The sequence below is a fragment of the Flavobacterium anhuiense genome (assembly GCF_900101855.1).
Taxonomy (GTDB): Bacteria; Bacteroidota; Bacteroidia; order Flavobacteriales; family Flavobacteriaceae; genus Flavobacterium; species Flavobacterium anhuiense.
Genome location: NZ_FMVC01000001.1, coordinates 517,340 through 543,033, shown reverse-complemented (window position 1 = coordinate 543,033; position 25,694 = coordinate 517,340). Strand labels below are relative to the sequence as shown.

Annotated in this window: 19 protein-coding genes; 9 read left to right on the top strand and 10 right to left on the bottom strand. The window is 33.0% G+C overall.

All coding sequences use genetic code 11. From position 1 onward, the window contains the following. The first annotated feature begins 109 nt into the window (after positions 1-109). On the top strand, positions 110-1,459 hold the full coding sequence (locus BLP44_RS02265) for a serine hydrolase domain-containing protein (protein WP_091128860.1): 1,350 nt from the start codon (positions 110-112) through the stop codon (positions 1,457-1,459). 2 nt (positions 1,460-1,461) lie between these two features. Next, positions 1,462-1,830: a hypothetical protein gene (locus BLP44_RS02260; protein ID WP_091128856.1), complete on the top strand. Its 369-nt coding sequence runs from the start codon at positions 1,462-1,464 to the stop codon at positions 1,828-1,830. A 112-nt stretch (positions 1,831-1,942) separates the two neighbouring features. Here BLP44_RS02260 and sufD read toward each other — a convergent pair whose 3' ends face one another. From sufD to BLP44_RS02240, 4 genes are all read right to left on the bottom strand, one after another. After that, the gene (sufD, locus tag BLP44_RS02255; RefSeq protein WP_008466068.1) at positions 1,943-3,259 is read right to left on the bottom strand and encodes a Fe-S cluster assembly protein SufD; all 1,317 of its coding nucleotides are present in this window, start codon (positions 3,257-3,259) and stop codon (positions 1,943-1,945) included. A 66-nt stretch (positions 3,260-3,325) separates the two neighbouring features. Further along, positions 3,326-4,072 (bottom strand): Fe-S cluster assembly ATPase SufC, encoded by a 747-nt coding sequence (sufC, locus tag BLP44_RS02250; protein ID WP_008466070.1) that lies wholly within the window; start codon positions 4,070-4,072, stop codon positions 3,326-3,328. A gap of 120 nt (positions 4,073-4,192) precedes the next feature. After that, positions 4,193-5,641 (bottom strand): Fe-S cluster assembly protein SufB, encoded by a 1,449-nt coding sequence (sufB, locus tag BLP44_RS02245; RefSeq protein ID WP_008466071.1) that lies wholly within the window; start codon positions 5,639-5,641, stop codon positions 4,193-4,195. A gap of 85 nt (positions 5,642-5,726) precedes the next feature. Further along, positions 5,727-6,056 carry a HesB/IscA family protein gene (locus BLP44_RS02240; protein ID WP_008466073.1) on the bottom strand — a complete coding sequence of 110 codons (330 nt, stop codon included), beginning with the start codon at positions 6,054-6,056 and terminating at the stop codon, positions 5,727-5,729. Positions 6,057-6,388: 332 nt separating this feature from the next. Here BLP44_RS02240 and BLP44_RS02230 point away from each other — a divergent pair, with 332 nt between their 5' ends. Beyond that, positions 6,389-7,309: a coiled-coil domain-containing protein gene (locus BLP44_RS02230; protein WP_008466074.1), complete on the top strand. Its 921-nt coding sequence runs from the start codon at positions 6,389-6,391 to the stop codon at positions 7,307-7,309. Positions 7,310-7,383: 74 nt separating this feature from the next. Beyond that, complete coding sequence (locus tag BLP44_RS02225; protein WP_091128850.1) at positions 7,384-8,241, top strand: MBL fold metallo-hydrolase; 858 nt, start codon at positions 7,384-7,386, stop codon at positions 8,239-8,241. Positions 8,242-8,314: 73 nt separating this feature from the next. On the opposite strand, the gene BLP44_RS02220 is transcribed toward BLP44_RS02225, so the two are convergent. Further along, the gene (locus BLP44_RS02220) at positions 8,315-11,608 is read right to left on the bottom strand and encodes a T9SS type A sorting domain-containing protein (RefSeq protein WP_091128847.1); all 3,294 of its coding nucleotides are present in this window, start codon (positions 11,606-11,608) and stop codon (positions 8,315-8,317) included. A 294-nt stretch (positions 11,609-11,902) separates the two neighbouring features. Here BLP44_RS02220 and BLP44_RS02215 point away from each other — a divergent pair, with 294 nt between their 5' ends. Further along, positions 11,903-13,537 carry a S8 family peptidase gene (locus BLP44_RS02215; RefSeq protein WP_091128844.1) on the top strand — a complete coding sequence of 545 codons (1,635 nt, stop codon included), beginning with the start codon at positions 11,903-11,905 and terminating at the stop codon, positions 13,535-13,537. 64 nt (positions 13,538-13,601) lie between these two features. Then, positions 13,602-15,482, top strand: coding sequence for a M1 family metallopeptidase (locus tag BLP44_RS02210; RefSeq protein WP_091128840.1), 1,881 nt, complete (start codon positions 13,602-13,604; stop codon positions 15,480-15,482). Positions 15,483-15,566: 84 nt separating this feature from the next. On the opposite strand, the gene BLP44_RS02205 is transcribed toward BLP44_RS02210, so the two are convergent. Beyond that, positions 15,567-16,763 (bottom strand): DUF418 domain-containing protein, encoded by a 1,197-nt coding sequence (locus BLP44_RS02205; RefSeq protein ID WP_091128837.1) that lies wholly within the window; start codon positions 16,761-16,763, stop codon positions 15,567-15,569. Positions 16,764-16,939: 176 nt separating this feature from the next. Next, on the bottom strand, positions 16,940-17,878 hold the full coding sequence (locus BLP44_RS02200; protein WP_091128833.1) for an L-threonine 3-dehydrogenase: 939 nt from the start codon (positions 17,876-17,878) through the stop codon (positions 16,940-16,942). 321 nt (positions 17,879-18,199) lie between these two features. Between BLP44_RS02200 and BLP44_RS02195 the strand changes: the two genes are divergently transcribed. The 3 genes from BLP44_RS02195 (at position 18,200) to BLP44_RS02185 (ending at position 22,896) form a co-directional block, all read left to right on the top strand. Further along, on the top strand, positions 18,200-18,808 hold the full coding sequence (locus BLP44_RS02195; protein WP_091128829.1) for a hypothetical protein: 609 nt from the start codon (positions 18,200-18,202) through the stop codon (positions 18,806-18,808). Beyond that, on the top strand, positions 18,801-22,166 hold the full coding sequence (gene mfd / locus BLP44_RS02190; RefSeq protein WP_091128825.1) for a transcription-repair coupling factor: 3,366 nt from the start codon (positions 18,801-18,803) through the stop codon (positions 22,164-22,166). The genes BLP44_RS02195 and mfd overlap by 8 nt, the downstream gene beginning before the upstream one ends. Positions 22,167-22,341: 175 nt before the next feature. Then, entirely contained in the window at positions 22,342-22,896 is a 555-nt protein-coding gene (locus tag BLP44_RS02185; RefSeq protein ID WP_091128822.1) for a DUF5683 domain-containing protein, read from the top strand. A gap of 504 nt (positions 22,897-23,400) precedes the next feature. Here BLP44_RS02185 and BLP44_RS02180 read toward each other — a convergent pair. The 3 genes from BLP44_RS02180 to BLP44_RS02170 all read right to left on the bottom strand — a co-directional run bounded on the left by BLP44_RS02180 (position 23,401) and on the right by BLP44_RS02170 (position 25,605). Next, positions 23,401-24,057, bottom strand: a complete 657-nt coding sequence (locus BLP44_RS02180) for a hypothetical protein (protein ID WP_008466087.1) — start codon at positions 24,055-24,057, stop codon at positions 23,401-23,403. 125 nt (positions 24,058-24,182) lie between these two features. Further along, on the bottom strand, positions 24,183-24,554 hold the full coding sequence (locus tag BLP44_RS02175; protein WP_091128819.1) for a YraN family protein: 372 nt from the start codon (positions 24,552-24,554) through the stop codon (positions 24,183-24,185). Between the two features lie 151 nt (positions 24,555-24,705). Next, positions 24,706-25,605 carry a S66 peptidase family protein gene (locus tag BLP44_RS02170; RefSeq protein ID WP_035691568.1) on the bottom strand — a complete coding sequence of 300 codons (900 nt, stop codon included), beginning with the start codon at positions 25,603-25,605 and terminating at the stop codon, positions 24,706-24,708. Positions 25,606-25,694: the final 89 nt, after the last annotated feature.

The window sequence follows — 25,694 nt, the reverse complement described above, 5'->3', positions numbered from 1 at the left end:
TCTGCAAAAAATGATTTGCTTTTCTGAATTATCCGAAACAGATTTCTAATTTGAGTTCTAAAATCGTGAACATAAATTATTTATATTGCAATAAAAATACTAACTCATCATGAAAAAATTTCTCAAAGTACTTTTGCTTGTATTGGTTCTTGCTTTTTTGTATTTCGGATTTACAACTTATCCGAAACTTGATTTAATTTCGGGTTTTTCGGCCAAAAGTGTTGCGTCAGGTCATTTTATTGACAATCGTCCGTTGGATTTAATTCAGAAAACCGACAATGATATCAATTTGGTTGATTTGGCTAAAAACTCAATCGATGATGCTGGGAAATTTGCTATTTCTTCTGTTTACGGATTGAAAGAAAGAAAAGCCATTTATCGCGAAGGTCTTGGGGCAACTTTGATTAATGATGATTTTGATATTACAAAGCCATATCTGCTTCCAAAAAGAACAAAATTAGAAAACAATCTTCCTTTTCCATACGGAAACAACGAACCAAAAGATTCTACTTTCACGAATATTGATTATTCCAAATTGAAAAAAGCGGTTGATAATGCGTTTGATAAAACGGGAGGAAGAATTAAAAGAACTCGTGCAGTTGTGGTTTTATACAAAGATTATTTGATTGCCGAAAAATACGATACAGGTTTTAATAAAGACAGTAAAATTCTGGGTTGGTCGATGACTAAAAGTATAACAAGTTCGGCTTTTGGAGTTTTAGCTAAACAAGGGAAAATTGACATCTATAAACCTGCACCAGTTGTGGAATGGCAAAATGATGAACGAAAAAACATTACGCTTAACGATTTGCTTCACATGAATTCTGGTTTAGAATGGGAAGAGAATTACAGCACAATTTGCGATGCAACAAAAATGCTTTTTCAAGCCGAAGATATGGGAAAAGTACAATTGGAAAAACCTGCTCAATTTAAACCAAATACTCATTGGAATTATTCTTCAGGAACAACCAATTTATTGTCACTGATTTTAAGAAGGCATTTTAAAACACAGCAAGAATATCTAGATTTTTGGTACAGTGCCGTAATCGACAAAATCGGAATGAATTCGATGATTGTTGAACAAGATATGTCTGGAACTTTTGTAGGATCGTCATACGGATGGGCAACTCCAAGAGACTGGTCAAAATTTGGATTATTATATCTTCATAAAGGAAACTGGAACGGAGAGCAAATCCTTGATGAAAGCTGGGTAAAATATACAGCAACTCCAACCAATACTTCTGAAGGAAAATACGGAGCACAATTCTGGTTAAACGCAGGAGGAAAATTCCCAGATGTTCCTCGTGATATGTTTTATTGTAGTGGTTATCAAGGTCAAATGGTGGCGATTATTCCATCTAAAGATATGGTAATCGTGAGAATGGGTGTGAGAGAAGAGGAACCTGGATTTGATTTTAATGGGTTTTTGAGGGATGTAATTGATAGTTTGAGGAAATAATTATGAAGTATAAATTAAATCATGAAATTAGTTTTTGGTATAATTTAGTTTCAAAAATAATTTTCATAGGCTCATTAGGCTTTTTGCTCTATAGTGCGTTTGTGGAAACCCTTGCCTTGTTATTATGTATAGTGTTTTCTTTTTCTTCGTTTATTTTGATGCAAATGTTCAAGAAATATAAAACAATAGAATTTGATGAAAAAAGTATTTATTTTGATGATACTAAAGTTGATTTAAAAGATGTTGAAGAGATAGGTTTGGGCAAAATAACATTCAAAATAAATTTGGAAAAAGATCCAATAAACTTTTTTTACTCACCTCTTAGTAACAATTTTAATTTGCTAAAAACCTTTCACAAGGAACAAGTTTAACTGCAATCCCGATAGCTATCGGGAGCCAAGTAAAAAGCACAAAGTTCGCAAAGCTTATTAAAAAACTTTGCGAACCTTGCGTAAAACTTAGCGCTCTTTGCGGTTAAGTTAATTACAAATCAAACCCTAAATTCACGCCCAATTTCATGGCAATGATTTTAGTAATTCTTTGTTTTAATTCTGGTATTTTGATGCTTTCGATAACGGCATTTGAGAATGCGTACATCAATAAAGCTTTAGCTTCTTTTTTTGGGATTCCGCGAGACTGCATGTAGAACATTGCTGTTTCATCAAGCTGTCCAACAGTACATCCGTGAGAACATTTTACATCATCAGCAAAAATTTCCAATTGTGGTTTTGCATTGATTGTAGCTTTGTCGCTCAATAAAATGTTGTTGCTTTTTTGGAAAGCATTTGTTTTTTGAGCTTCTTTTTCAACCAAAACTTTTCCGTTGAAAACTCCTGTCGAACGATCAGAGAAAATTCCTTTATAATCTTGGAAACTTTCGCAGTTCGGCGTTGCGTGGTTTACCAAAGTATAATGGTCAACGTGTTGTTTATCATTTAAGATAGAAATTCCATTAAGCGTACTTGTTAATCTTTCTCCGAAATGGTAAAAGTTTAAATTGTTACGAGTTAAATTTCCTCCAAATGAGAAAGTATGAACAGACGCATGGCTTTCTTGCTGTTGAGAAACGTAAGTATTGTCAATTAAATTCGCTTCGTTATTATCGTTTTGAATTTTGTAATAATCAACAATCGCGCGTTTTTGGGCAAAAATCTCTGTAACAGAGTTTGTTAAAACCGGATTTTCGTTCAAGCTTTGGTGACGCTCAATAATTTGAACATGTGAATTTTCGCCCACAATAACCAAATTTCTTGGCTGAACCATTAAAGCGGCTTCATTTCCGGTTGAGAAATACATGATCTCAATTGGTTTGTCCGCTACTTTTTTCTTTGGGATATTGATAAATGCACCTTCAATTGCAAAAGCCGTATTCAATGAAGTCAAGCTGTCATCTTTACTCGCAATTTGATTAAAGTAGGTATCAATAACCATTTTATATTTTGGTTTGGTCAATGCCGAAGACATTAAGCAAACATCGATTCCATCGTGGGTTGTAGAAGACAAATGCGAACTGAAAACCCCATCGATAAATACTAATTTGTAAGTGTCAATTTCGTGTAAAAAGTATTTTTTTACTTGGTTAAATTCGATTGCGTTTTCCTGCTTTGGAAAAACCGTAAAGTCATTTTTTAAGATGGCATTTAGCGATGTATATTTCCAAGCTTCTTCTTTTTTGGTTGGGAAACCTTTATTTTCGAAGTTTTTTAAGGCATTTGTGCGTATGTCATGTAAATCTGAATGTACATCGACACGCTCTTCAAAAGCCATAAAAGACGATACTAATTTTTCTTTTAAATCCATTTTCTTAGTTGTAAGTTATGAGTTATGAGTTATGAGTTTTTGCAAACTGCAAACTATAACTCTAAACTAGTTTTCTGCCTTGATCCAATCGTAACCCTTTTCCTCTAGCTCATACGCTAGCTCTTTTCCGCCAGATTTTACGATTCTTCCGTTGTAAAGAACGTGAACGAAATCAGGAACGATATAATCTAACAAACGCTGGTAGTGTGTAATTACGATAATAGCGTTTTTGTCGCTTTTTAATTTGTTTACACCATTTGCAACAATTCTTAAAGCATCGATATCAAGACCAGAATCGGTTTCGTCAAGGATAGCTAATTTTGGCTCTAGCATTGCCATTTGGAAAATCTCGTTTCTTTTTTTCTCTCCTCCAGAAAAACCTTCGTTAAGAGAACGGGAAAGAAATTTACGGTCAATTTCTAATAGTTCCGATTTCTCACGAATTACTTTCAACATTTCGTTAGCAGGCATTTCTTCTTGTCCGTTTGCTTTACGAGTTTCGTTGATAGCCGTTTTCATGAAGTTAGTAACGCTAACTCCAGGAATCTCTACCGGATATTGAAAAGAAAGGAAAACTCCTTTGTGCGCTCTTTCTTCAGGAGCTAAATCAGCAAGATCTTCTCCGTCAAGAATTACTTCACCATCTGTAACTTCATAGTTTTCGTTTCCTGCAATCACAGCAGAAAGTGTACTTTTTCCAGAACCGTTTGGTCCCATAATAGCGTGAACTTCTCCAGCTTTTACTTCTATATTAATTCCTTTAAGGATTTCTTTATCACCAATTGCGGCGTGAAGGTTTTTTATTGATAACATCTTTTTTTTGTTTAAAGTTTCAAGTTTCAAGTTCTCAGTTGTGCTAAAAAACGAAACTTTGAAAAATCTTTTATTTTAATATGATATAAAATTCTTTTTTAATGGTTAAAAACTCGGTTCTTAACCTACAGATCCTTCTAAAGAAATCTCTAATAATTTTTGTGCTTCAACAGCAAATTCCATTGGAAGTTTGTTCAAGACATCTTTACTGAAACCGTTTACAATTAAGGCAATCGCTTTTTCAGTCGGAATACCTCTTTGGTTACAGTAGAAAACCTGATCTTCTCCAATTTTACTTGTTGTAGCTTCGTGCTCGATTTTTGCTGTTGGATTTTTACTTTCGATATAAGGGAAAGTATGTGCACCACAATTGTTACCCATTAATAATGAGTCGCATTGAGAAAAGTTTCTTGCATTCTCTGCTCTTGGCGAGATTTGCACTAAACCACGGTAGCTGTTTTGAGATTTTCCAGCCGAAATACCTTTAGAAATAATAGTCGATTTAGTGTTTTTTCCTAAATGGATCATTTTTGTTCCAGTATCAGCTTGTTGGAAATTATTGGTTACAGCGATAGAATAAAATTCTCCTACTGAATTATCTCCTTTTAAGACGCAAGAAGGATATTTCCAAGTTACAGCAGAACCTGTTTCAACCTGTGTCCAAGAAATTTTAGCGTTTGTTTCGCATAAACCTCTTTTGGTTACAAAGTTGTAAACTCCACCTTTTCCTTCTTTATTTCCAGGGAACCAGTTTTGAACGGTTGAATATTTAATTTCAGCATCGTCCAAAGCGATTAATTCAACCACAGCAGCGTGCAATTGATTTTCGTCACGGCTTGGAGCAGTACATCCTTCAAGGTAAGAAACGTAGCTTCCTTCATCTGCAATAACTAGAGTTCTTTCGAATTGTCCAGTTCCTGCTTGGTTGATTCTGAAATACGTTGAAAGTTCCATTGGGCATTTTACGCCTTTTGGAATATAACAGAAACTTCCGTCAGAGAAAACTGCTGAGTTTAATGCTGCATAGAAGTTATCTTTTTGAGGTACAACAGTTCCTAAATATTTTTTAACTAATTCAGGATGTTCTTTAATAGCTTCAGAAATCGGACAAAAAATAATTCCTTTTTCTGCTAAAGTTTTTTTGAAAGTTGTGGCTACCGAAACAGAATCGACTACAATATCCATTGCGATATTGTTCATTTTTTTCTGTTCGTCGATAGAAATTCCTAACTTTTTGTACATCTCTAATAATTCTGGATCAACATCGTCTAGAGTTTTATTAGGATCTACTTGTTTTGGAGCTGAATAATATGAAATTGCCTGAAAATCTGGTTTTTCATAACTTACATTTGCCCATTCTGGCTCGATCATTTCTTTCCAAGCGCGGAAAGCTTCAATACGCCATTCGGTCATCCATTCAGGTTCTTCTTTTTTAAGAGAAATAGCTCTTACAATTTCTTCGTTTAAGCCAATAGGGAAAGTTTCAGATTCTATATTGGTATAAAATCCGTACTCATATTCTTTAGTTTCCAGTTCGATCTTTAAATCGTCTTCGGTGTATTTGCTCATTATTTTTGTTGTTGTCTAATGTTTTGAAGTCTAAAATTCGAAAGTTAATAGAAGTCTTAGCGACTTGAGAACTTTCAGCTTTTGACTAAAGAGAAAATGATTCTCCGCATCCGCAAGTTCTGCTCGCGTTAGGATTATTGAAAACAAATCCTTTTCCGTTTAATCCGCCGGAAAATTCCAAGATTGTTCCAGCTAAATAAAGGAATGATTTTTTTTCAACAGCAATAGATATATCGTTGTCTACAAATATTTTGTCGTCGTCGTTTTTGGTTTTATCAAATTTTAACTCATAAGATAAACCAGAGCATCCGCCGCTTTTAACACCAACTCTTACGTAGTCGTGCGCAGCATCAAAACCGTCGTCTTTCATCAAGTCGATGATTTTCTTTTTGGCAGTATCAGAAACTTTTATCATGGTTCTTAGATGTTTGTTTTTAATGAACATTTACTTCTGTATAAAAATTATTACAGATTTAAAACGCTAATTTTCAATGTTAAATAGAAATTGTCTGCAAAGATACGACTTAAAAACCTTTTTCCATAACGGTTCACATTATTATAACAAATGAGAAAATAGATAATACTTATTTTGACAAAATCGATCTTAAAAACAGTTCTAAAATTTAAAAAGAAATCCTTTTTTAGAATTAAGCTGCAAATATCGCTCCTAAATGTTAAAAAACAAGTATTTCTACTGATTAAAGCCATTTTTTATTCAATTATTTTTGCAAAAAATTTGGAGTAATTATGAAAAAACAAAATGAAATAAAGTGGTTTAAACCCATGTTTGCTATAATTTTTGTTTTAGGAGTAGGTGCTGTGGTCTGGGTTTTTAGCAGTGAACCTGATAAGAATAATAGCGAAGTAAAAGAGGAAAGTATTGCCAATACCATCTCATTTGAAAGTAAGGAAACAAGTGAGCAAAAGAATATTTTGGATTCTCTAAATACATTAAAAAATGCATACGATCAGGCTATTTTAGAAAAAACAGCTTTATCTAAAGAATTAGAGTTAGAGCGTAAAAATGTTGAGAACTTAGTCGCAATTATTAAAGCTTCTAATAATCCATCGGCGGAGCAGATTAGAGTTTATAGAAATCAGCTTTCAGATTTGAATGCGTCATTAGAAAACAGAGTTCAGGAAATTAAAAAACTGAAATCTCAAAATAAAAATTTATTGACCGAAATCGAAACCCAGAATGTTGTCATGTATAAACAAAAGTTAGAAAATGACACTTTGGTTTCTAAACAAAAAAAGTTAGAATCGACTTTAAAGGACGCTTCAAAATTGTATTTAAGCAATTTTAAAGCAGTTGCGCTTCGTGAAAAAAGTTCTGGAGCCGAATTGGAAACAACGAAAGCAAAGAATACAAAAAAACTTAAAATTAGTTTTACTGTTAACGGAAATGCCGTTGCAAAAACAGGAAAAAGAGTTTTTTATGTTCAAGTTTTAGATCAGAAAAACACTGTTTTGGGTGATAATAAGCTAATTGAGTTTGGTAATGATAAAGCACTTGTTTACAGTTTTATAGTAAGTACAGATTTTCAAGGCAAATCGGTAAATGCATACGGAATTTTGAATGCTGACCAGTTTAAGAAGGGAACTTATTTTGTGAATTACTTTGATAAGCAGGAAATAATGGGAAGCACTTCGGTAACTTTAGAATAAAAGTTTTTTTGACTTTAAAATTTAGCAAAAGGAGTTTGAATTTTCTAGCTTTGTTCTTTTAGAAAATTATTCTCATGAAACTTTACCCAATAGAATCCGGAAATTTTAAGTTAGATGGAGGCGCCATGTTTGGTGTTGTTCCTAAAACGATTTGGAATAAAACCAATCCTGCCGATGCCAATAATTTGATTGATATTGCTGCGCGCTGTTTATTGATCGAAGACGGAAATCGGCTGATTTTGATTGATACAGGAATGGGTGACAAACAATCAGAAAAGTTTTTTGGATATTATTCGCTTTGGGGTTCGCATTCTTTAGATAAATCTTTAGCAAAATATGGTTTCAGTCGAAATGATATTACGGATGTTTTTATGACGCATCTTCATTTTGATCATTGCGGCGGAAGTGTTCAATGGAATGTTGACAGAACAGGTTATGAGCCAGCTTTTAAAAATGCTAAATTTTGGACAAACGAAAATCATTGGGAATGGGCAACAAAACCTAATGCCCGTGAAAAAGCATCTTTTTTGTCTGAAAATATTCTGCCAATGCAGGAAAGCGGCCAATTACATTTTATTGATAGACCTGAATCAGATTTTGGCTTTTCGAAAGAATTAAATTTCGACATCTATTATGTCGATGGCCACACCGAAAAACAAATGATTCCGTACATAAAATACCAAGATAAAACGATTGTTTTTTGTGCTGATTTATTAGCAACAGCGGGACATATTCCGTTGCCGTATGTTATGGGTTACGATACGCGACCTTTGCTGACAATGCCGGAGAAATCAAAGTTCTTGAATTTGGCTGCAGATAACAATCATTATTTGTTTCTGGAACACGATGCCCACAATCAAATAATTACTGTTGAACATACCGAAAAAGGTGTTCGATTGAAAGATGTTTTTACTTGCGAAGAAATTTTGTAGCAAAATCAAATAAAAAAAAATCCCGTTTTCAACATTCTGAAAACGGGATTTTTAAATCAAATTAAATTCTAACCTATTCTATTATTACTTTCTTCGCAGAAGCAACATCTCCATTGATTAAGTATATATAATAAATTCCTTTTGGCAATCCAGATAAATTGATTGTATTATCTGTGTTTGCATTGTTTAAAGTAAAAGATTTTACCAATTGCCCTAATGAGTTGTAAACTGTTGCTTTGTCTAAAGCGATATTGTTAATGTTTATTTCTCCTTTTGTCGGGTTAGGATATACAATGACTTGACTAAATTCAGATTTGTCAATCCCTAGACTTTTACAAGTATTAGAATACGTGGTAGTCGATTCTTTGATGTTCGACCAATTTACATTTGAATAATTCTCATCATCAACTTGTATACAGCTTAGAGAGGTAAGTCCTAAGAAAGTGGTATACAATGCAGAAGCAGATTTCTTTCCAGTATTTGATGGCAGAATAAAATTAGCATTGTTTCCGTTTCGAAGATTTAAGTAAACCAAAGGGTTATTAACAACATAAACAATTCTAAGTCTAGTATTTTTGGATAAATCTAATGTAGTAAGCTGATTTGAAGAAGCATTCAACGTTTCTAAAAGTAAATTGTTGCTTACATCAAGAGAGGTAATTTGGTTATTGCTTATATCTAAAGTTGTTAATGAAGTAAAATATTCAATACCCGTCAGATTTTTAATATTGCTATTTGAAAGGTCTAAACTTGTAACAGAACTTGCATTTGCTATAGTAATTTTTCCGTTTAAACCGTCTGTATCTATTCCTAAATCGATTAACTTTTGTTCAAATCGTGAATCTGGAATTGAAATATTATCACAGTTTTCACTAAAAGATGCTGTTGCGTCTTTTGCTGTTGGCCAATTGGTATTAGAATATGTAACATTGTCAACTTGGATGCAAGTTAAATCTGGATTTTGCTTGAAATTTAAATCGATAGTTGCTAATAATGCATTATTTCCATTTTTTAAATTTAATGCTGTCAGCTTATTGTTTTTGCAGTCTAAATTAGTCAGAGCATTATTTTTAGATACGTCTAGACTTTTCAGCTGATTATTTGAACAATAAAGTTCTTTTAAAAGAATATTGTCAGATAAATCTATGGAAGTTAACTGGTTATTAAAAAAGTTAAGATGGAATAATGCACTATTTTTAGTAACATCAAGGCTTGTTAATTGATTTGAATAACATTCTAAATAATACATTAAAGTATTTTTTGACACGTCAAGAGTTGTTAGTTTGTTCAATCCGCATTCTAACCCAAGTAAGTTTAAATTTTTTGTAACATTTAATGAAGTTAACTGATTGCCAAAACAATAAAATTGTTCTAATAAGGTATTGTTGGAAACGTCAATATTGGTTAACTGATTATTTACACAATATAAATTTTTTAAAGCCAGATTTTTTGAGATGTTTACATTTTGTAATTTATTGTTACTGCATTGTAATGTTATCAAACTAGTATTGTTGCTAAGATTTAAAGTTGTCAACAGATTTTGTTCACAATATAAAGTCTTAAGGTTTTTATTATTTGAAAGATCTAAAGATGCAAGACTATTTTTTGCGCAATTTAAAGTAGTAAGAGATGTAAAATCTTGTATTCCGGTTAAATCCGAAATACTTTTTGAAGATACATTCAAACTTGTAATGTTTGAAATATTTGCAGTAAGAACTTTACCATTCGGAATACCAGAATCATAGCCCAAAGCAATGAGTCTGTTTTCAAAATTAATATCTGGAATTAAGGTATAATTACCGCATACAACATTAAATGACGCACCGGCATCTTTTTTGTCAGACCAGTTTGTATTGGCATAAATTACATTATCAACCTGAATACAAGTTAAATTCGGGTTGTTAATAAAGGTTGTATAGAAAAGTTCGAAATTATTGTTGTTTCCGTTCTTTAAATTAAGATATGTTAAGTTATTGTCATTGCACGATATTTCGGTAATTTTTGGATTTTTAGAAATATCTAAATCTGTAATCTTGTTGAAATGACAGTTTAACATGTATAATTCTGGATTATGCCATACATCAATGCTTGTTAACTCATTATAATGGCACATCAGTTGTTCTAATAGAATGTTTTGAGAAACATCTAAACTTTTAATTTTATTTTGGTGACAAACTAAAGAAATTAATTTTTTATTGTTTGATACATCTAAACTTGTTAGTTCGTTAATTCCGCAATTTAAATCACTTAACTCTAGATTTTTATTGATGTTTAAACTTGTCAATTTATTGCTTCCGCACCATAAACTTTTCAAAGCAAGATTTTTATCTACATTCAAAGTAGTTAACAGATTGCCTCCGCAATTTATACTCTGTAGCGCTACATTGTTGTCAATATTTAAGGACGTTATTTTGTTGGAATTGGTCGCTAATTCAGTTAATAATGTATTTGCAGTGACATTTAAACTAGTCAATACATTTGATGAACAATTTAAACGAGTAAGACTAGTGTTGTTAGAAATATCTAATGCAGCTAATTTATTTTTCTGACAATCTAAATTATCTAATGCTGTATTTGTATTTAAATCTAATGCAGTTAATTGATTAGTGCCAAGATCTAAATAGGTCAATTTCGTATTTTTTGAAAGATTGACACTTGTTAGAGAATTTCGGCTTGCAATTAAAGTTTGTAAAGAGGTAAAGTTTTCAATTCCTGTCAAGTCTGAAATAGAACTTCTTGAAACATCCAAACTAGTTACAGATGAAATGCTTGAAGTCAAAACCTTTCCATCTGCAGTACCAGTATCGATGCCTAGGTCAATCAATTTATTTTCAAAATTAATATCTGGAATAGATGTGTATTTGTCTATGACAGAAACATTGTCAACTAAAATTTCAGAATTAAGAGAACCAGTAGTCCAGATATCAACTTCGACATTTTCAGAAACGGTTGGCGTATATTCAAATTCAATTTTTCTCCATTCTGTAGAAGAAAAAACCACATCTGATTTTTGAATTATTATCTCTTTAAAAGTGCCTGGCTTATGTTGCAAACTAAAATCTACAGAAGAAAAAGTACCTTTTGCAAGTTTGTGATACATTGTAACTATATACGTTTTACCTGCTGTTACAGGAAAATATTCAGTATTAATAAAGTTAAATGTTCCGCTGGCAACCATCATGTTAATACTTGAAGAACCATTTTGAGCAACAGTACTTTTAGAGATATAACCGCTAAAATACTGAAACCAATTATCCGGTTTAGATGACACAGACCAAGTTTCGAAATCTCCATTCGGAACTAAGTTGGTTTGAGCGTAAAAAGAAAAATTTGCCAATAATAGCAATAAAAGTAGTTTTGATTTCATAGGCTAAATTTGTAAATATGAGTGCGACAATAATACGACATTAGAAGTGTAATTCATTACGTAAAGCCGTAAAGACTATATTATTGTTGATTTTTTGACGATTCAAACCATTATAAGTATATTTTTAAATGATACAATTAGATTTATAATGATTTGATAGGTAAATGATTGCGGATATTATAGTTTTCAGTATTTTTCGTCAAAAATTCATAACACATTGTTAACAGTTAGTTTTTTGTAACAAAAAAGCATAATTTAGACCCATCTTTTAACTTTACTTATATTTATAGATACATGAGTCATATAAAACCTCTTAAATTATCTGCTTTTGCATTGCTTGTTTTAGCAGGATGCAGCGCTACAGTTCAAGCGCAGGTTTCTACTTCAAAGGAGTTTATTACAGCGCCGGCGGTGGTTGTGAAAAAAGCGCCTCTTAGCGAAAATGAATTAAAGAGATGGAGCCATCTAGATTTAATAAAAGATTCTATTCCAGGAATGAGTGTTGACAAAGCTTATGCTGAATTGCTGCAAGGTAAAAAAGGGCAGAAAGTAATTGTAGGAGTTGTAGATTCTGGTGTAGATATCGAACACGAAGATTTGCAGGGAATGATCTGGACGAATAAAAAAGAAATTCCAGGAAACGGAATCGATGATGATAAAAACGGATTTATCGATGACGTTCACGGATGGAATTTTCTTGGAGATGCCGTTCACGAAAACCTAGAAATGACACGTATCGTAAAAAAAGCTGATGATGGTTCTCCAGAATACAAAGCAGCTTTGGCGCAATATACAGAGAAGTATGAAAAAGCATTAAAAGATAAACAGCAAGTAGACTTTTTGCTTGAGGTTCACAATACCATTAAAAAAGAGCTTAATAAGTCAACATACAAAATAGAAGACTTAAGCGCTATTACTTCAACAGACCCTAAAGTGGCAAGAAGTAAAGCAATTATGACTCAGATTTTTACAAATGCAGGTCCAACTTTTGATCCAGAAGCTGATTTCACAGAATACAAAGAACAAGTTGACGACCAATTAAACTACAACTTGAACAAAGAATACGACGGGAGAAAAATTGTTGGTGATAATCCTGAAGATATTAAAAACAACCATTATGGTAATAATGTAGTTTTTGGTCCAGATAAAGAAAAAGCACTTCACGGAACTCACGTTGCAGGAATTATTGCTCAGGTTAGAGGAAATAATTTAGGTGGAGACGGAGTAGCAAACAATGTTGAAATTTTGACCGTTAGAGCCGTTCCAGACGGAGATGAGTATGATAAAGATATTGCTTTGGCAATTCGTTATGCAGTAGACAATGGAGCAAAAGTAATCAACGGAAGTTTCGGAAAAAGCTTTTCTCCACACAAACAATGGGTTTATGATGCTATTGCCTATGCGGCTAAAAAAGACGTTTTAATTGTTCATGCAGCAGGTAACGATGGTTATAATATTGATGAAGCAAAAAACATCAATTATCCGAACGATTCTAAAGACAACGTAAAAGAGTTTGCAGACAATTTAATCACAATTGGAGCGATTAATAAATCGTATGGAGAAAATGTTGTTGCTCCATTCTCGAACTTCGGAAAAATCAACGTAGACGTTTTTGCTCCAGGTGAAGAAATCTATGCAACGGTGCCAAACAATAAATACAAATATTTGCAAGGAACATCAATGGCATCTCCAAATGCGGCAGGTGTTGCAGCATTGATTCGTTCATATTATCCAAAATTAAAAGCAGCTCAAGTTAAAAAGATTTTAATGGACTCTGGAGTCGCTCTTCCTTCAATGGTTGTTTTGGGTGAAAGCGAAAATCCAGGTGAAAGCCCAAAAGCAGTTTCTTCTGTAGAATCATCAAAAACAGCTAAGATGGTAAACGCTTATAATGCTTTATTAATGGCTGAAAAGATGTCTAAAAAATAAACAATAATACACTATTAATCCAATGGAAGGGCGAAAGCTCTTCCATTTTCTATTACATATTAACATGCGAAAAATTATTTTACTTTCTTTCCTTAGTCTAGGGTTTAATTCGGCTTTTGCACAAAGCGCTCCATATTGGCAGCAGCACGCTGACTATAAAATGGAGGTTTCGATGGATGTAAAAAACTATCAGTACAAAGGAAAACAAGAATTGGTTTATACCAACAACTCTTCTGATACTCTAAAAAAGGTTTTCTATCATTTATATCCAAATGCTTTTCAACCAGGAAGCGAAATGGATGCGCGTCTTCATTTTATTAAAGACCCAGACGGAAGAATGGTAAACAAAGTAAAACAAGCTGACGGAAAAGAAGTAAAACAAAGCCGTATAGAAACGTTAAAGCCAAATGAAATTGGGTATTTAAAAATCGCAAACTTCAAACAAGATGGTGTTCCTGCTCAAACGAGAGTTTCAGGAACAATCCTAGAAGTGACTTTGGCAAAACCAATCCTACCAAATTCTAAAACGACTTTTACATTAGATTTTGACGGACAAGTTCCAGTTCAGATTCGTCGTTCAGGAAGAAATAATTCTGAAGGAGTAGAACTTTCTATGTCACAATGGTATCCAAAATTAGCTGAATTTGATTTTGAAGGATGGCATGCAGATCCTTACATCGCAAGAGAATTTCATGGCGTTTGGGGTAATTTTGATGTAAAAATTACAATCGATAAAGATTACACAATTGGTGGTTCAGGATATTTACAAGACAAAAATTCAATTGGTCACGGTTACCAAGATGCAGGCGTAACGGTAACATATCCTAAAAAAGCAAAAACGTTGACTTGGCATTTTATTGCGCCAAATGTTCACGATTTTACATGGGCTGCAGACAAAGAATATACACATGATATTGTAAAAGGACCAAACGATGTAGATTTGCATTTCTTCTACAAAAACAACGAAAAAACAACGGCAAACTGGAAACAGTTAGAGCCTTTAATGGTTAAAGTAATGGAATATTACAACCAAAGAGTTGGAGCTTATCCATACAAACAATACTCATTTATTCAAGGTGGAGACGGTGGAATGGAGTACGCAATGTGTACTTTAATGTTAGGAAACGGAACTCTAGAAGGAATTCTAGGTACTGCAACGCACGAATTAGGACACTCTTGGTTCCAGCATATTTTGGCTTCAAACGAATCAAAACACCCTTGGATGGATGAAGGTTTTACAACTTACATCGAAGACAGTGCTTTGAATCAATTAAAAGGAGACAAAAAAGAAGTAAACCCTTTTGCTGGAAATTATAAAGCATATTACAGTTTAGTAAATTCTGGAAAAGAACAGCCACAGACAACTCACGGAGATCGTTATGACGAAAACCGTCCGTACAGTATTTCTTCTTACATCAAAGGAAGTCTTTTCCTTTCTCAGTTAGAATATGTAATCGGAAAAGAGAATGTTGATGCAACTTTAAAAAGATATTTCAACGATTTCAAATTCAAACACCCAACTCCAAACGACATTAAAAGAACAGCTGAAAGAGTTTCCGGAGCTGAGTTAGATTGGTATTTGATTGACTGGACACAAACAACCAACACGATCGATTATGGAATTAAAGATGTTGCTGATAATGCAGGAAAAACAACAATTTCTTTAGAAAGAATTGGAAGAATGCCAATGCCAATCGATTTAAAAGTAGAATACACTGACGGAACATCTGAGACATTTTATATTCCGTTAAGAATGATGAATTTTGTTAAACCAAATCCAAATCCGAACGAAAAAAGAACAGTTCTAGAAGATTGGGCTTGGGCACAACAAAACTATAGTTTTACAATTGACAAAAACAAAACGTCAATCAAAAAAATCACTATTGATCCAAGCGGATTAATGGCTGACGTAAAACAAACGAACAATGTTTTTGAAGTGAAGTAAATTTCTCTTTTATGAATATAGAAAAAGCCCTTAAATTTATTTTAAGGGCTTTTGTTTTTATTATCAAGTTTATTCCAAGTTTTTTTATACCATTTTCATATCTGTAACAGCCTCTGGTTGTGCTTTTTTAAATGGAACCCATTCTCTATAACTAGCAGACCTCCATAACCATTCAATTGGGCCATAATTGTATTTTGAAAGCCACCATTTGCTAATGAATAGTTGAATAATAAATACAGAAATAGCGAGGATAAAGTAAAACCAATACGGCATTGAATCTGCAATTCCCAATCCAATTCCAGAAAAAATTATACCTGCCAATATATTTTGGCTCATATAATTGGTTAAAGTCATTTTTCCGCCTGCGCTAAAATAGTTGAAAATCGTTTTTAATTTGCCATTTATATACAAGAGGCAGATTGCTGTCGAGATAAATATCATCGTGCATAACACCAGCCAGTATAGCGGATGGAAAATCTTTAAAAAAGGAGCTTTGTAGATTATAGCAATGTTAAAACCGATTCCGATAAGTATAGCTATAGCTAAACTGGTAATGCAGACCGATTTTAAAAGTCTCTTTAATTCTGTTAAACGATTGAAAAAGTTTAGTTTTTGAAGCATAAATCCAAAAAGCATACAGCCCAGCATTACATAATGAGCCGTAATGGCATAACCTGGAATAATTATCTGCTCGTAAAACGAAGCAAGCAGATTAAACTTAAAAAAGTCAATCCAATTTCCAGAATGATACAGTTTTAAAAATTCTGGATTTGTTGCAATGGCAGGATGTTCAATTTTAATGCCATTTACATAAGCCATTACAAAAGGAACTGTAAGTACAATTACAGCAGAAATAATAGCTAAAGTTTTGGTAGAGCATTTGTAAAAAAGCAATAATACAAGTCCAAGAAAGGCATAATCCTTTAAGATATCGCCAAGCCAAAAAGCAGAATTAATAAAAGCTAAAATAAATAGCAAAACCATTCGCCAGGCAAAAAAAGCAACAGGATTTTTTCCTTTAGAGGCTACATTGTTAATTAAAATAGCAAATCCGTAGCCAAACAAAAGAGTTAATAATGTCCAAGATTTTGCAGCAAAAAAGTAACGGTTAATAAATTGAAGCACTTGTGAAAAAGCATTGTGCTTAATTTCTTTTTCTATACCAATGTATAAAAAGTCCAGATAATTGCCAATGGCTACACCCAATATAGCCCAGCCCCGAAGTATGTCGACAATTGCAGTTCTTTTGTTCTGCTCGACAGGATAATAAGAATTTGTCATTTGATTGATGTTTTTGTTGTGATTTGATTGATGATTTTAGAATAAACTTGATTATTGTTTAAACGCAATCAAAAGTACATAAATTATACAATCAGTATTTTTTTTCTTACAATAAAATTCAAAAAAAAGCGTGTCATTCTAAAAATAACACGCTTTAAAATCTTTATAGTTTTAGATTATGACAAATGCTCCAGCATATCTTTTGTCATAGTTTCCAAATCAAATTTATGATTCCATCCCCAATCTTTTCTTGCTTCAGCATCATCAATACTTGCTGGCCAGCTGTCAGCAATTTTCTGACGGAAATCTGGATTGTAGGTGATTTCAAACTCTGGAATGTGTTTTTTTATTTCAGCAGCAATTTCAGTTGGAGTAAAACTCATAGCGGCCAAATTATATGAAGAATGTATTTTGATTTCTTCAGCCGATGCTTTCATGATATTAATGGTTGCATCAATGGCATCATCCATATACATCATTGGCATTTTAGTTTCAGAAGACAAAAAGCATTCGTATTTTTTATCGGCAATAGCCTTGTAGAAAATATCAACAGCATAATCTGTAGTTCCGCCGCCTGGAGGAGTAGACCAGCTAATTAAACCTGGATAACGAATACTGCGAACATCAACGCCATAAACATTATGGTAATATTCGCACCATCTTTCGCCAGATTGTTTACTGATTCCGTAAACCGTAGAAGGTTCCATTATAGTGTATTGAGGCGTATTTTCTTTTGGAGTTGTTGGACCAAAAACGGCAATACTTGAAGGCCAGAAAATCTTCTGAATTTTTTTTGCTTTCGCTAAATTCAAAACATGAAAAAGCGAATTCATATTTAAATCCCATGCAAAAGCAGGATTCTTTTCGGCAGTTGCAGATAAAAGTGCTGCCATCAGATAAACATCTGTAATTTTATGCACTTCAACCAAATGCTCAATCTGATTAAAATCTAAAGCATTGACCACTTCAAAAGGGCCTGAATTAACAACATCAGTATTTAATTTTCTAATATCAGAAGCGATAACATTATCGGTTCCGTATAATTTACGCAGTTTTTGCGTCAGTTCTGTTCCAATCTGACCGCAGGCGCCAATGATCAATATTTTAGGATTCATTTTTTGCTGATTTTTTAGAGACACAAATATAACGTTTTCGCAATTACTTGCGCTTTTTTAAAGGATAAATTATAAATTCAATAATTAAAAAGTTTGTTTGTTATATTATTCTCTTTTAAGAGTGTGTCTTTGTGCCTTTTTGAAAATCTCTGAAAAAGCGCTATTTTATTGGAAAAACCATCAAATGAAATATTTCAAATTATCATCCGAATTACCATTAAAAGACAAAAAATAACCTTGATTTATAGAATCTTTAGCAAAAAACAGAATTCATAATTGTAAATTTACTTCGTAACTTTGCAGCCTAACTATATTTTATCAATGAAATACCAAATATCTCTTTTTCTGCTTTTGACAACTGTGTTATTTTCTTGCCAAAATGAAAATGAAAAACGCCTTGCAGAAAATGCAAAAGAAGCGAAAAAGAAAGAAGCTATTTTTAATAATATAAATAAAGGCTGGACTTTTCTAGATGAACCTATCAATGAAATCTCAGAATCGCAATTGAATTCTTGGACAGAGTGGCGTGAATTTATAAAAGAAATCGGAGAAAAGCCTAGAAAGACAATTGGTGCATTTCAGAAAAAATCGGCAGCTATTTCTAAAAAGGCGATGGCTTTAAGCAATAATATTCCGGCTCAGTTTAACCAGCCTCAAATCAAAAGCCGTATTTCTATTTTGATTACCAAAATCAGAATGCTGGATTTGTTTATTCATTTAAATAACATTCCAGACGATAAAGTGGTTTTTTTAATACAAGAAATCAACAAAGAACTGATTTCGCTGGAGAGACAAATGGATAAAATTGTCGAAAAAGCCAAAATCCCGAAAGAAGAAGGAGAAGAAGATTTCCTTAGAATGTTAGATACAACACGCGCGATTCCGAATTCGGCACCGCCAATAGATCCAAATATACCAAAAGTTGAGTAAAAACGTCTTATATACTACATACGATAATCTGCCAAAAGCAGAGCAGATTGCCAAAAGTTTACTGGAAGGAAATCAGGTAAAAATGAACATCAGCGGATTGTTGGGATCTGCTGTTTCATTTATTATTCGTTCCGTTTTTAGGAAAACAGAACTGCCTTTTTTGATTGTTTTAGACAACAAAGAAGAAGCTGCGTATTACCTAAACGATCTGGAACAGATGATTGGAGAACAAGATGTATTGTTTTATCCAGCTTCATTTCGTCGTCCGTATCAAATTGATGAAACCGATAATGCCAATGTTCTGCTTCGCGCTGAGGTTTTAAATCGAATTAATTCTAGAAAAAAACCGGCTGTAATTGTTACCTATCCAGAAGCGCTTTTTGAAAAAGTAGTTACCAGAAGAGAACTAGATAAAAATACTTTAAAAGTGGCTTTGAATGATAAAATTTCAATTGATTTTATCAACGAAGTTTTATTCGAATATGAATTCAAAAGGGTAGATTTCATCACAGAACCCGGTGAATTTTCGGTTCGTGGAGGAATTGTCGATGTGTTTTCTTTTTCAAATGATCATCCGTATCGAATTGAGTTTTTTGGAAATGAAGTAGACAGCATCAGAACTTTTGATGTTGAAACACAATTATCGGTAGAAACACATAAAAAAATCACGATTATCCCGAATGTCGAGAATAAACTTTTTCAGGAAAATCGTGAAAGTTTCTTAGACTATATTGCAGAGAAAACCGTTCTCTTCATTCAAAATACTGAAGGGCTTTTTAGTCAATTAGATAAACAATTTGCAAGAGCGGAAGAAGCTTTTGAGAAATTGTCGAAAGAGATAAAACATGCCACGCCAGAGCAATTGTTTTTAAATCAAGCGTCATTTATAAAACGAGCATTGGATTTTTCGGTTGTAGAATTGGCTTCAAGACCAGTTTTTAAAACCACTAAAAAATTCGAATTTCATATTCAGCCTCAGCCTTCTTTCAACAAACAATTTGATTTATTGCTGAATAATTTGAGCGATAATCATTTTAACGGATATGTCAATTATCTGTTTTGTTCAAATGAAACGCAGGCGAAACGTTTTCACGATATTTTTGAAAGCTTAGACGAAGCCAATTCAGAAAATATCAGAAAGCAATATCATACCATTGTATTGCCTTTATACCAAGGTTTTATTGATGAAGAAAATCAGATAACGGCTTATACCGATCATCAGATTTTTGAGCGTTATCATAAATTCAACATCAAAAACGGATATTCTAAAAAGCAAAATATCACTTTAAAAGAATTAACTGCGCTTTCTGTAGGAGATTATGTAACGCATATCGATCATGGAATTGGTAAGTTTGGCGGACTGCAGAAAATTCAAGTTGAAGGCAAAACGCAAGAAGCGATAAAACTGGTTTATGCCGATAATGATATTGTGTATGTGAGTATTCACTCGCTCCATAAAATCTCGAAATACAACGGAAAAGACGGAACGCCACCGAAAATCTATAAACTTGGATCGAACGCTTGGAAGGTCTTAAAACAGAAAACTAAAGCCCGCGTCAAACATATTGCGTTCAACTTGATTCAGCTGTATGCGAAACGCCGTTTGGAAAAAGGTTTTCAGTTTGCGCCAGACAGTTATCTTCAGAACGAATTGGAAAGTTCGTTTATTTATGAAGATACTCCAGATCAAATGAAATCGACGGCAGAAGTAAAAGCCGATATGGAAAGCGATCGCCCAATGGATCGTTTGGTTTGTGGGGATGTTGGTTTTGGAAAAACAGAGGTTGCCATTCGTGCGGCTTTTAAAGCCGTTGACAATAGCAAACAAGTTGCGGTTTTGGTTCCGACCACTATTTTGGCTTATCAGCATTATAGAACTTTTTCTGAGCGATTGAAAGATATGCCGGTTTCAATAGGCTATTTAAATAGATTTAGAACTGCGAAACAAAAAGCGCAGACTTTAAAAGATTTAGCCGAAGGAAAACTAGATATCGTAATTGGAACGCATCAGTTAGTAAACAAAAATGTGGTTTTTAAAGATCTTGGTTTATTGATTGTTGATGAGGAACAAAAATTTGGAGTAAACGTAAAAGATAAATTAAAAACTATTGCCGCAAATGTCGATACATTGACTTTGACAGCAACGCCAATTCCAAGAACTTTACAGTTTTCATTGATGGCTGCTCGAGATTTATCGGTAATTACAACGCCTCCACCAAATCGTTATCCGATTGAAACGAATGTGGTTGGTTTTAATGAAGAAATTATTCGTGACGCGATTTCGTATGAAATTCAGAGAAACGGACAAGTTTTCTTTATCAATAATAGAATTGAAAATATAAAAGAAGTGGCAGGAATGATTCAGCGTTTGGTTCCAAATGCAAGGGTCGGTATTGGTCATGGACAAATGGACGGAGCAAAACTCGAGGAATTGATGTTAGGTTTCATGAATGGAGATTTTGATGTTTTGGTCGCAACAACAATCATCGAAAGCGGATTGGACGTTCCAAATGCCAATACAATTTTCATCAATAATGCCAATAATTTCGGACTTTCAGATTTGCATCAAATGCGCGGTCGAGTAGGGCGAAGCAACAAAAAAGCATTTTGTTATTTCATCTGTCCGCCATATTCATCGATGACCGAAGATGCCAGAAAACGTATTCAGGCATTAGAGCAATTCAGCGAATTGGGAAGCGGTTTTAATATTGCGATGAAAGATCTTGAAATTCGTGGTGCGGGAGATTTATTAGGAGGTGAACAAAGTGGTTTCATCAATGAAATTGGTTTTGATACGTATCAGAAAATCATGAACGAAGCGATCGAAGAATTGAAGGAAAACGAATTCAAAGAATTGTATCCAGAGGAAAATGATATTGACACGAAAGAATACGTAAAAGACATTCAAATTGATGCCGATTTTGAGCTTTTATTCCCAGATGAATATATCAATAACGTTTCGGAACGTTTGGTTTTATATAACGAATTGAGCGCTATAAAAGACGAAGCTGGTCTACAGGAATTTGAGAAAAAACTAATTGACCGTTTCGGTCCATTGCCAAAACAAGCTGTTGCATTGTTAAACAGCATCAGAATCAAATGGATTGCAACGAAAGTTGGAATCGAGAAATTGGTCTTGAAACAAGGTAAAATGATTGGCTATTTTGTATCTGATCAGCAATCTGATTATTATCAATCGGTGAAGTTTAGAAATGTCTTGAACTTCGTTCAAAAACATGCGGCGCTCTGCAAAATGAAAGAAAAACAAACCGTTAATGGATTACGTTTGTTATTGACTTTTGAAAATGTGAAGTCGATAAAACGTGCTTTGGAGTTGATGGAATTGTTTGAGGAGTAAAATAAAGTTTGCCACGAATTACACGAATTTCCACTAATCTTAAATTTAATTCGTGAAAATTCGTGTAATTCGTGGCAAACGTATATAAAAAATTAAGCTTTCTTTATCTTTTATTTAAGAAAAATCTTAGAACTAAAAAGTTTTCTTTGAGTCAAATTTTCAAAGACAACTTTATATGCAAAACCAGCTTATTCTCCTATTTTTATTTTTAGGATTCACCACAATCTTCGCTCAAGGAAAAGATAAAATCGTTTTAAAAGATTCTTTAAAATCGGAAACGATTGACCCGCTTCGTTCAGCAAAAGCAGCATTTTATTCGGCTGTTTTACCAGGTTTAGGACAAATTTACAATAAGAAATATTGGAAGATTCCTTTAGTTTATGGGGCAATTGGCACGGGCACTTATTTTTATATTGACAATCAGAAAAAATATAATCTATACAGAGACGAATACAAAAATAGGCTTGAAGGAAAAAAAAGCGATTCTGAATTTTTAGCACGTTTATCAGAAAGCCAATTGACAACTGCTCAAAAAGAATATCAACGATACAAAGATTTATCAGCTCTATTTATAGTCGGATTCTATGTTTTAAATATTATAGACGCAAATATAGATGCTGCTTTATCGCAATTTAATGTTGATGAAAGATTGGCATTTAAACCTGCTGTTATGAAAAACGATATCACATTGAATACTAATTTTGGGTTTGCTCTAAATTACTCTTTCTGATATTTGTAAAAAAAAATCACTCCGAAGAGTGATTTAATGGCATTATTGTGGTTTTGGTTAGATAATTGTATCGTCAATTTGAAAAAAGTAGTGTTGATTTTAATTCTAACAAGCCACTTTCTTTCAAAACAATTTAATTCAATATTAGTTTGGCTGTACAGTCAAAAATCTCTCTTGTTTTTGATGCGTTAGCAAATATATAAAAATATTATTCGTAATAAATTATATTTAAAAAAACTTAATTCGGATTTTTTGTTAGTTTTTTATATAAAAGACGTAAAATGCAGTGTAAAGTGGCCTTTTGCAAGTAAGTGTCATATTGACGCTTTTGCAGAAATAAAATTTATTTTAGGACTGTCTTTTGAGAATATTCTTATTTGATAAAAATGGAATTATACTTAGGCGTTATTTTACTCAAAGAAAAATCCTTTCATCTTTCATTAAAAAGATAAAAGGATTTTGTGTTATAAGAAGAATCAAACGATTCTTAATATCTTATTTAATTTAGTTTTTCAAGTCTTTAATTACTTTAAACGCTACATCAACTTGATCTTCTCCAACTAAAATGGTAAACTCATTTGAAGTCGAAATTACCTCGTTAATGATAATTCCTTCCCAAGCCAAACGTTGGAAAATGAAATAGTAAATACCAGGAACAACAATGTTTTCTTTAGGTAATTTTACAGTGATAGAAGCTAAATTATCTAATTTCTGAATTAATTTTTCTCTCATAAAGTGTTTTTCAACTAAATGATTTACACTGCTGCTTACTACAATATTGGTTTCATTTACTCCACGAGATGAGGTATAAAAAATATCCGATAAAGCGTTAATATCCGAAATTAAATCTGCTTGTTTGTTTAAGACAGTTTCAGATGCTGCGAAAGTGTAATCTGTAAGTTCAGAACGAACGGTGATTTCACCTATATTTTTTATTACTTTATTGATTTTGTGGTTCAGTTTAAAATCTAGTTCTTCCGTCAGTCGTTTTAAAGACATTACTACAGCGCCTTGTTTTACTTCTTTTCCAAACTCACTTTCTAATTCGGTCATAATATTTCGCGAAAGTGATGTTAGGTTAATAATTCCGAGAGACAGGGCATTTAATAAAAATGGTTTTGTTTTAATGTAGTTTTCTACAATAGAAGAAACAGTTTTCATAATTCTTTTTTTTTTTTTTTGGTAACAGTTGAGTTGGTTTGTTAATTTAACATTGCGATGTTATAATTCTTTGCAAATATAAATAAAAAAACAAATTGTTACAATTATAACAATAAAAAATTATGTTAAAAGTGATAAAAAGCGTCATTAAGATGTTCAATTGCAAATGATTCCCCATTTTTATGGACCGCAATGATGTCAAAACGGATTTCTAAATCTTCTTGAAAATCCTTTTCCCTATCGTTTATGTAGGCATTTACTGCTTTAATGAGTAATTGAATCTTTTTTTGCTTGACAAAATCTTGTGGAGAACCAAAATCTAAACTCGAACGGGTCTTAACTTCAATAATGGCTAAAATGGAATCTTTTTGCGCAATAATATCTATTTCTGCTTTTTGGATAACAAAGTTTCGTTCTACAATTGAATATCCGTTTTCTTCAAGATATGCAGCCGCGAGATCTTCGCCTAATTTTCCTAAATCATTATGTTCTGCCATTGGTTTTGTTTTTTGTTTCAGGTTTCAAGTTTCAAGTTTTTTGCACGCAAAGACGCGAAGGCACAAAGAGTATTAAAAACTTTGCAACTTCGCGTCTTTGCGAGATTTTATGTGGTATTTAGTTCTCCTTAAAAGAAGGAGTGATGTGGTATTATTTTTTAAAAGTAACTGTACTTCCAGAAGCAGTAACTTCCATCGTAACGATATTTCCCATAATGAGAGCTCTGTTGTCTCTAATGTGTCCTGCTGGGAAATTAAAAATAACTGGAATATTGTATTTTTTGGTTACGTCATCTATAATTTCCAAAGCATTTTTCCCCCACGGCACTTCATTGTCTTTCATGCTTGTCATGCCTCCAATGATAATTCCTTTAAGGTTTTCAATGCACCCGTTGCGTTTTAAATTCATCATCATACGGTCAATATGGTACAGATATTCATCTAAGTCTTCTATAAATAAAATTTTATCCTTGCAGTCAATTGCAGATGGAGATCCTAATAAACTATATAGGATAGATAAATTACCTCCAACCAATTCACCCGTTGCACTTCCTAAACGGTTCATTGGAGATGGGCTGATTGAGTAAGAAATTGGTTCGTTAAATAAAGCTGCTTTTAATGAGCTTACGGCATCTGGAGTTGCTCTGGGAACTGTTACTGGCATGATACCATGAATAGATTTATAACCCATTGTATTCAAATGATTATGGAGAACGGTTACATCACTAAAACCAATGACCCATTTTGGATGCTGTTTGAATTTAGTAAAATCTAATAAATCTAACATTCTAACAGTGCCATATCCGCCTCGAACGCACCAAATTGCTTTAATATTTGGATTGTCTAATTGTTTTTGGAAATCGGCAGCTCTCTGTTCATCTGTTCCTGCCAATTGATGATAATCCAAACCAATTGTTGATCCGATTACAGCTTCTAAACCCCAGCTGTGCAATAAATCTATTGTTGGTTTTAAGTTGTCATCGATATTTTTTCTTGCTGTTGCTAAAAGTGCTACAGTATCTCCTTTTTGTAAATAAGGCGGTGTTATCATGTTTTGTTGAGATTGACAGTTGAATGATTCTAAAGCAAAAATAAGAAATGCGAGTTGAAACAGAATATTTGGCTTCTTAGTATTTAAAA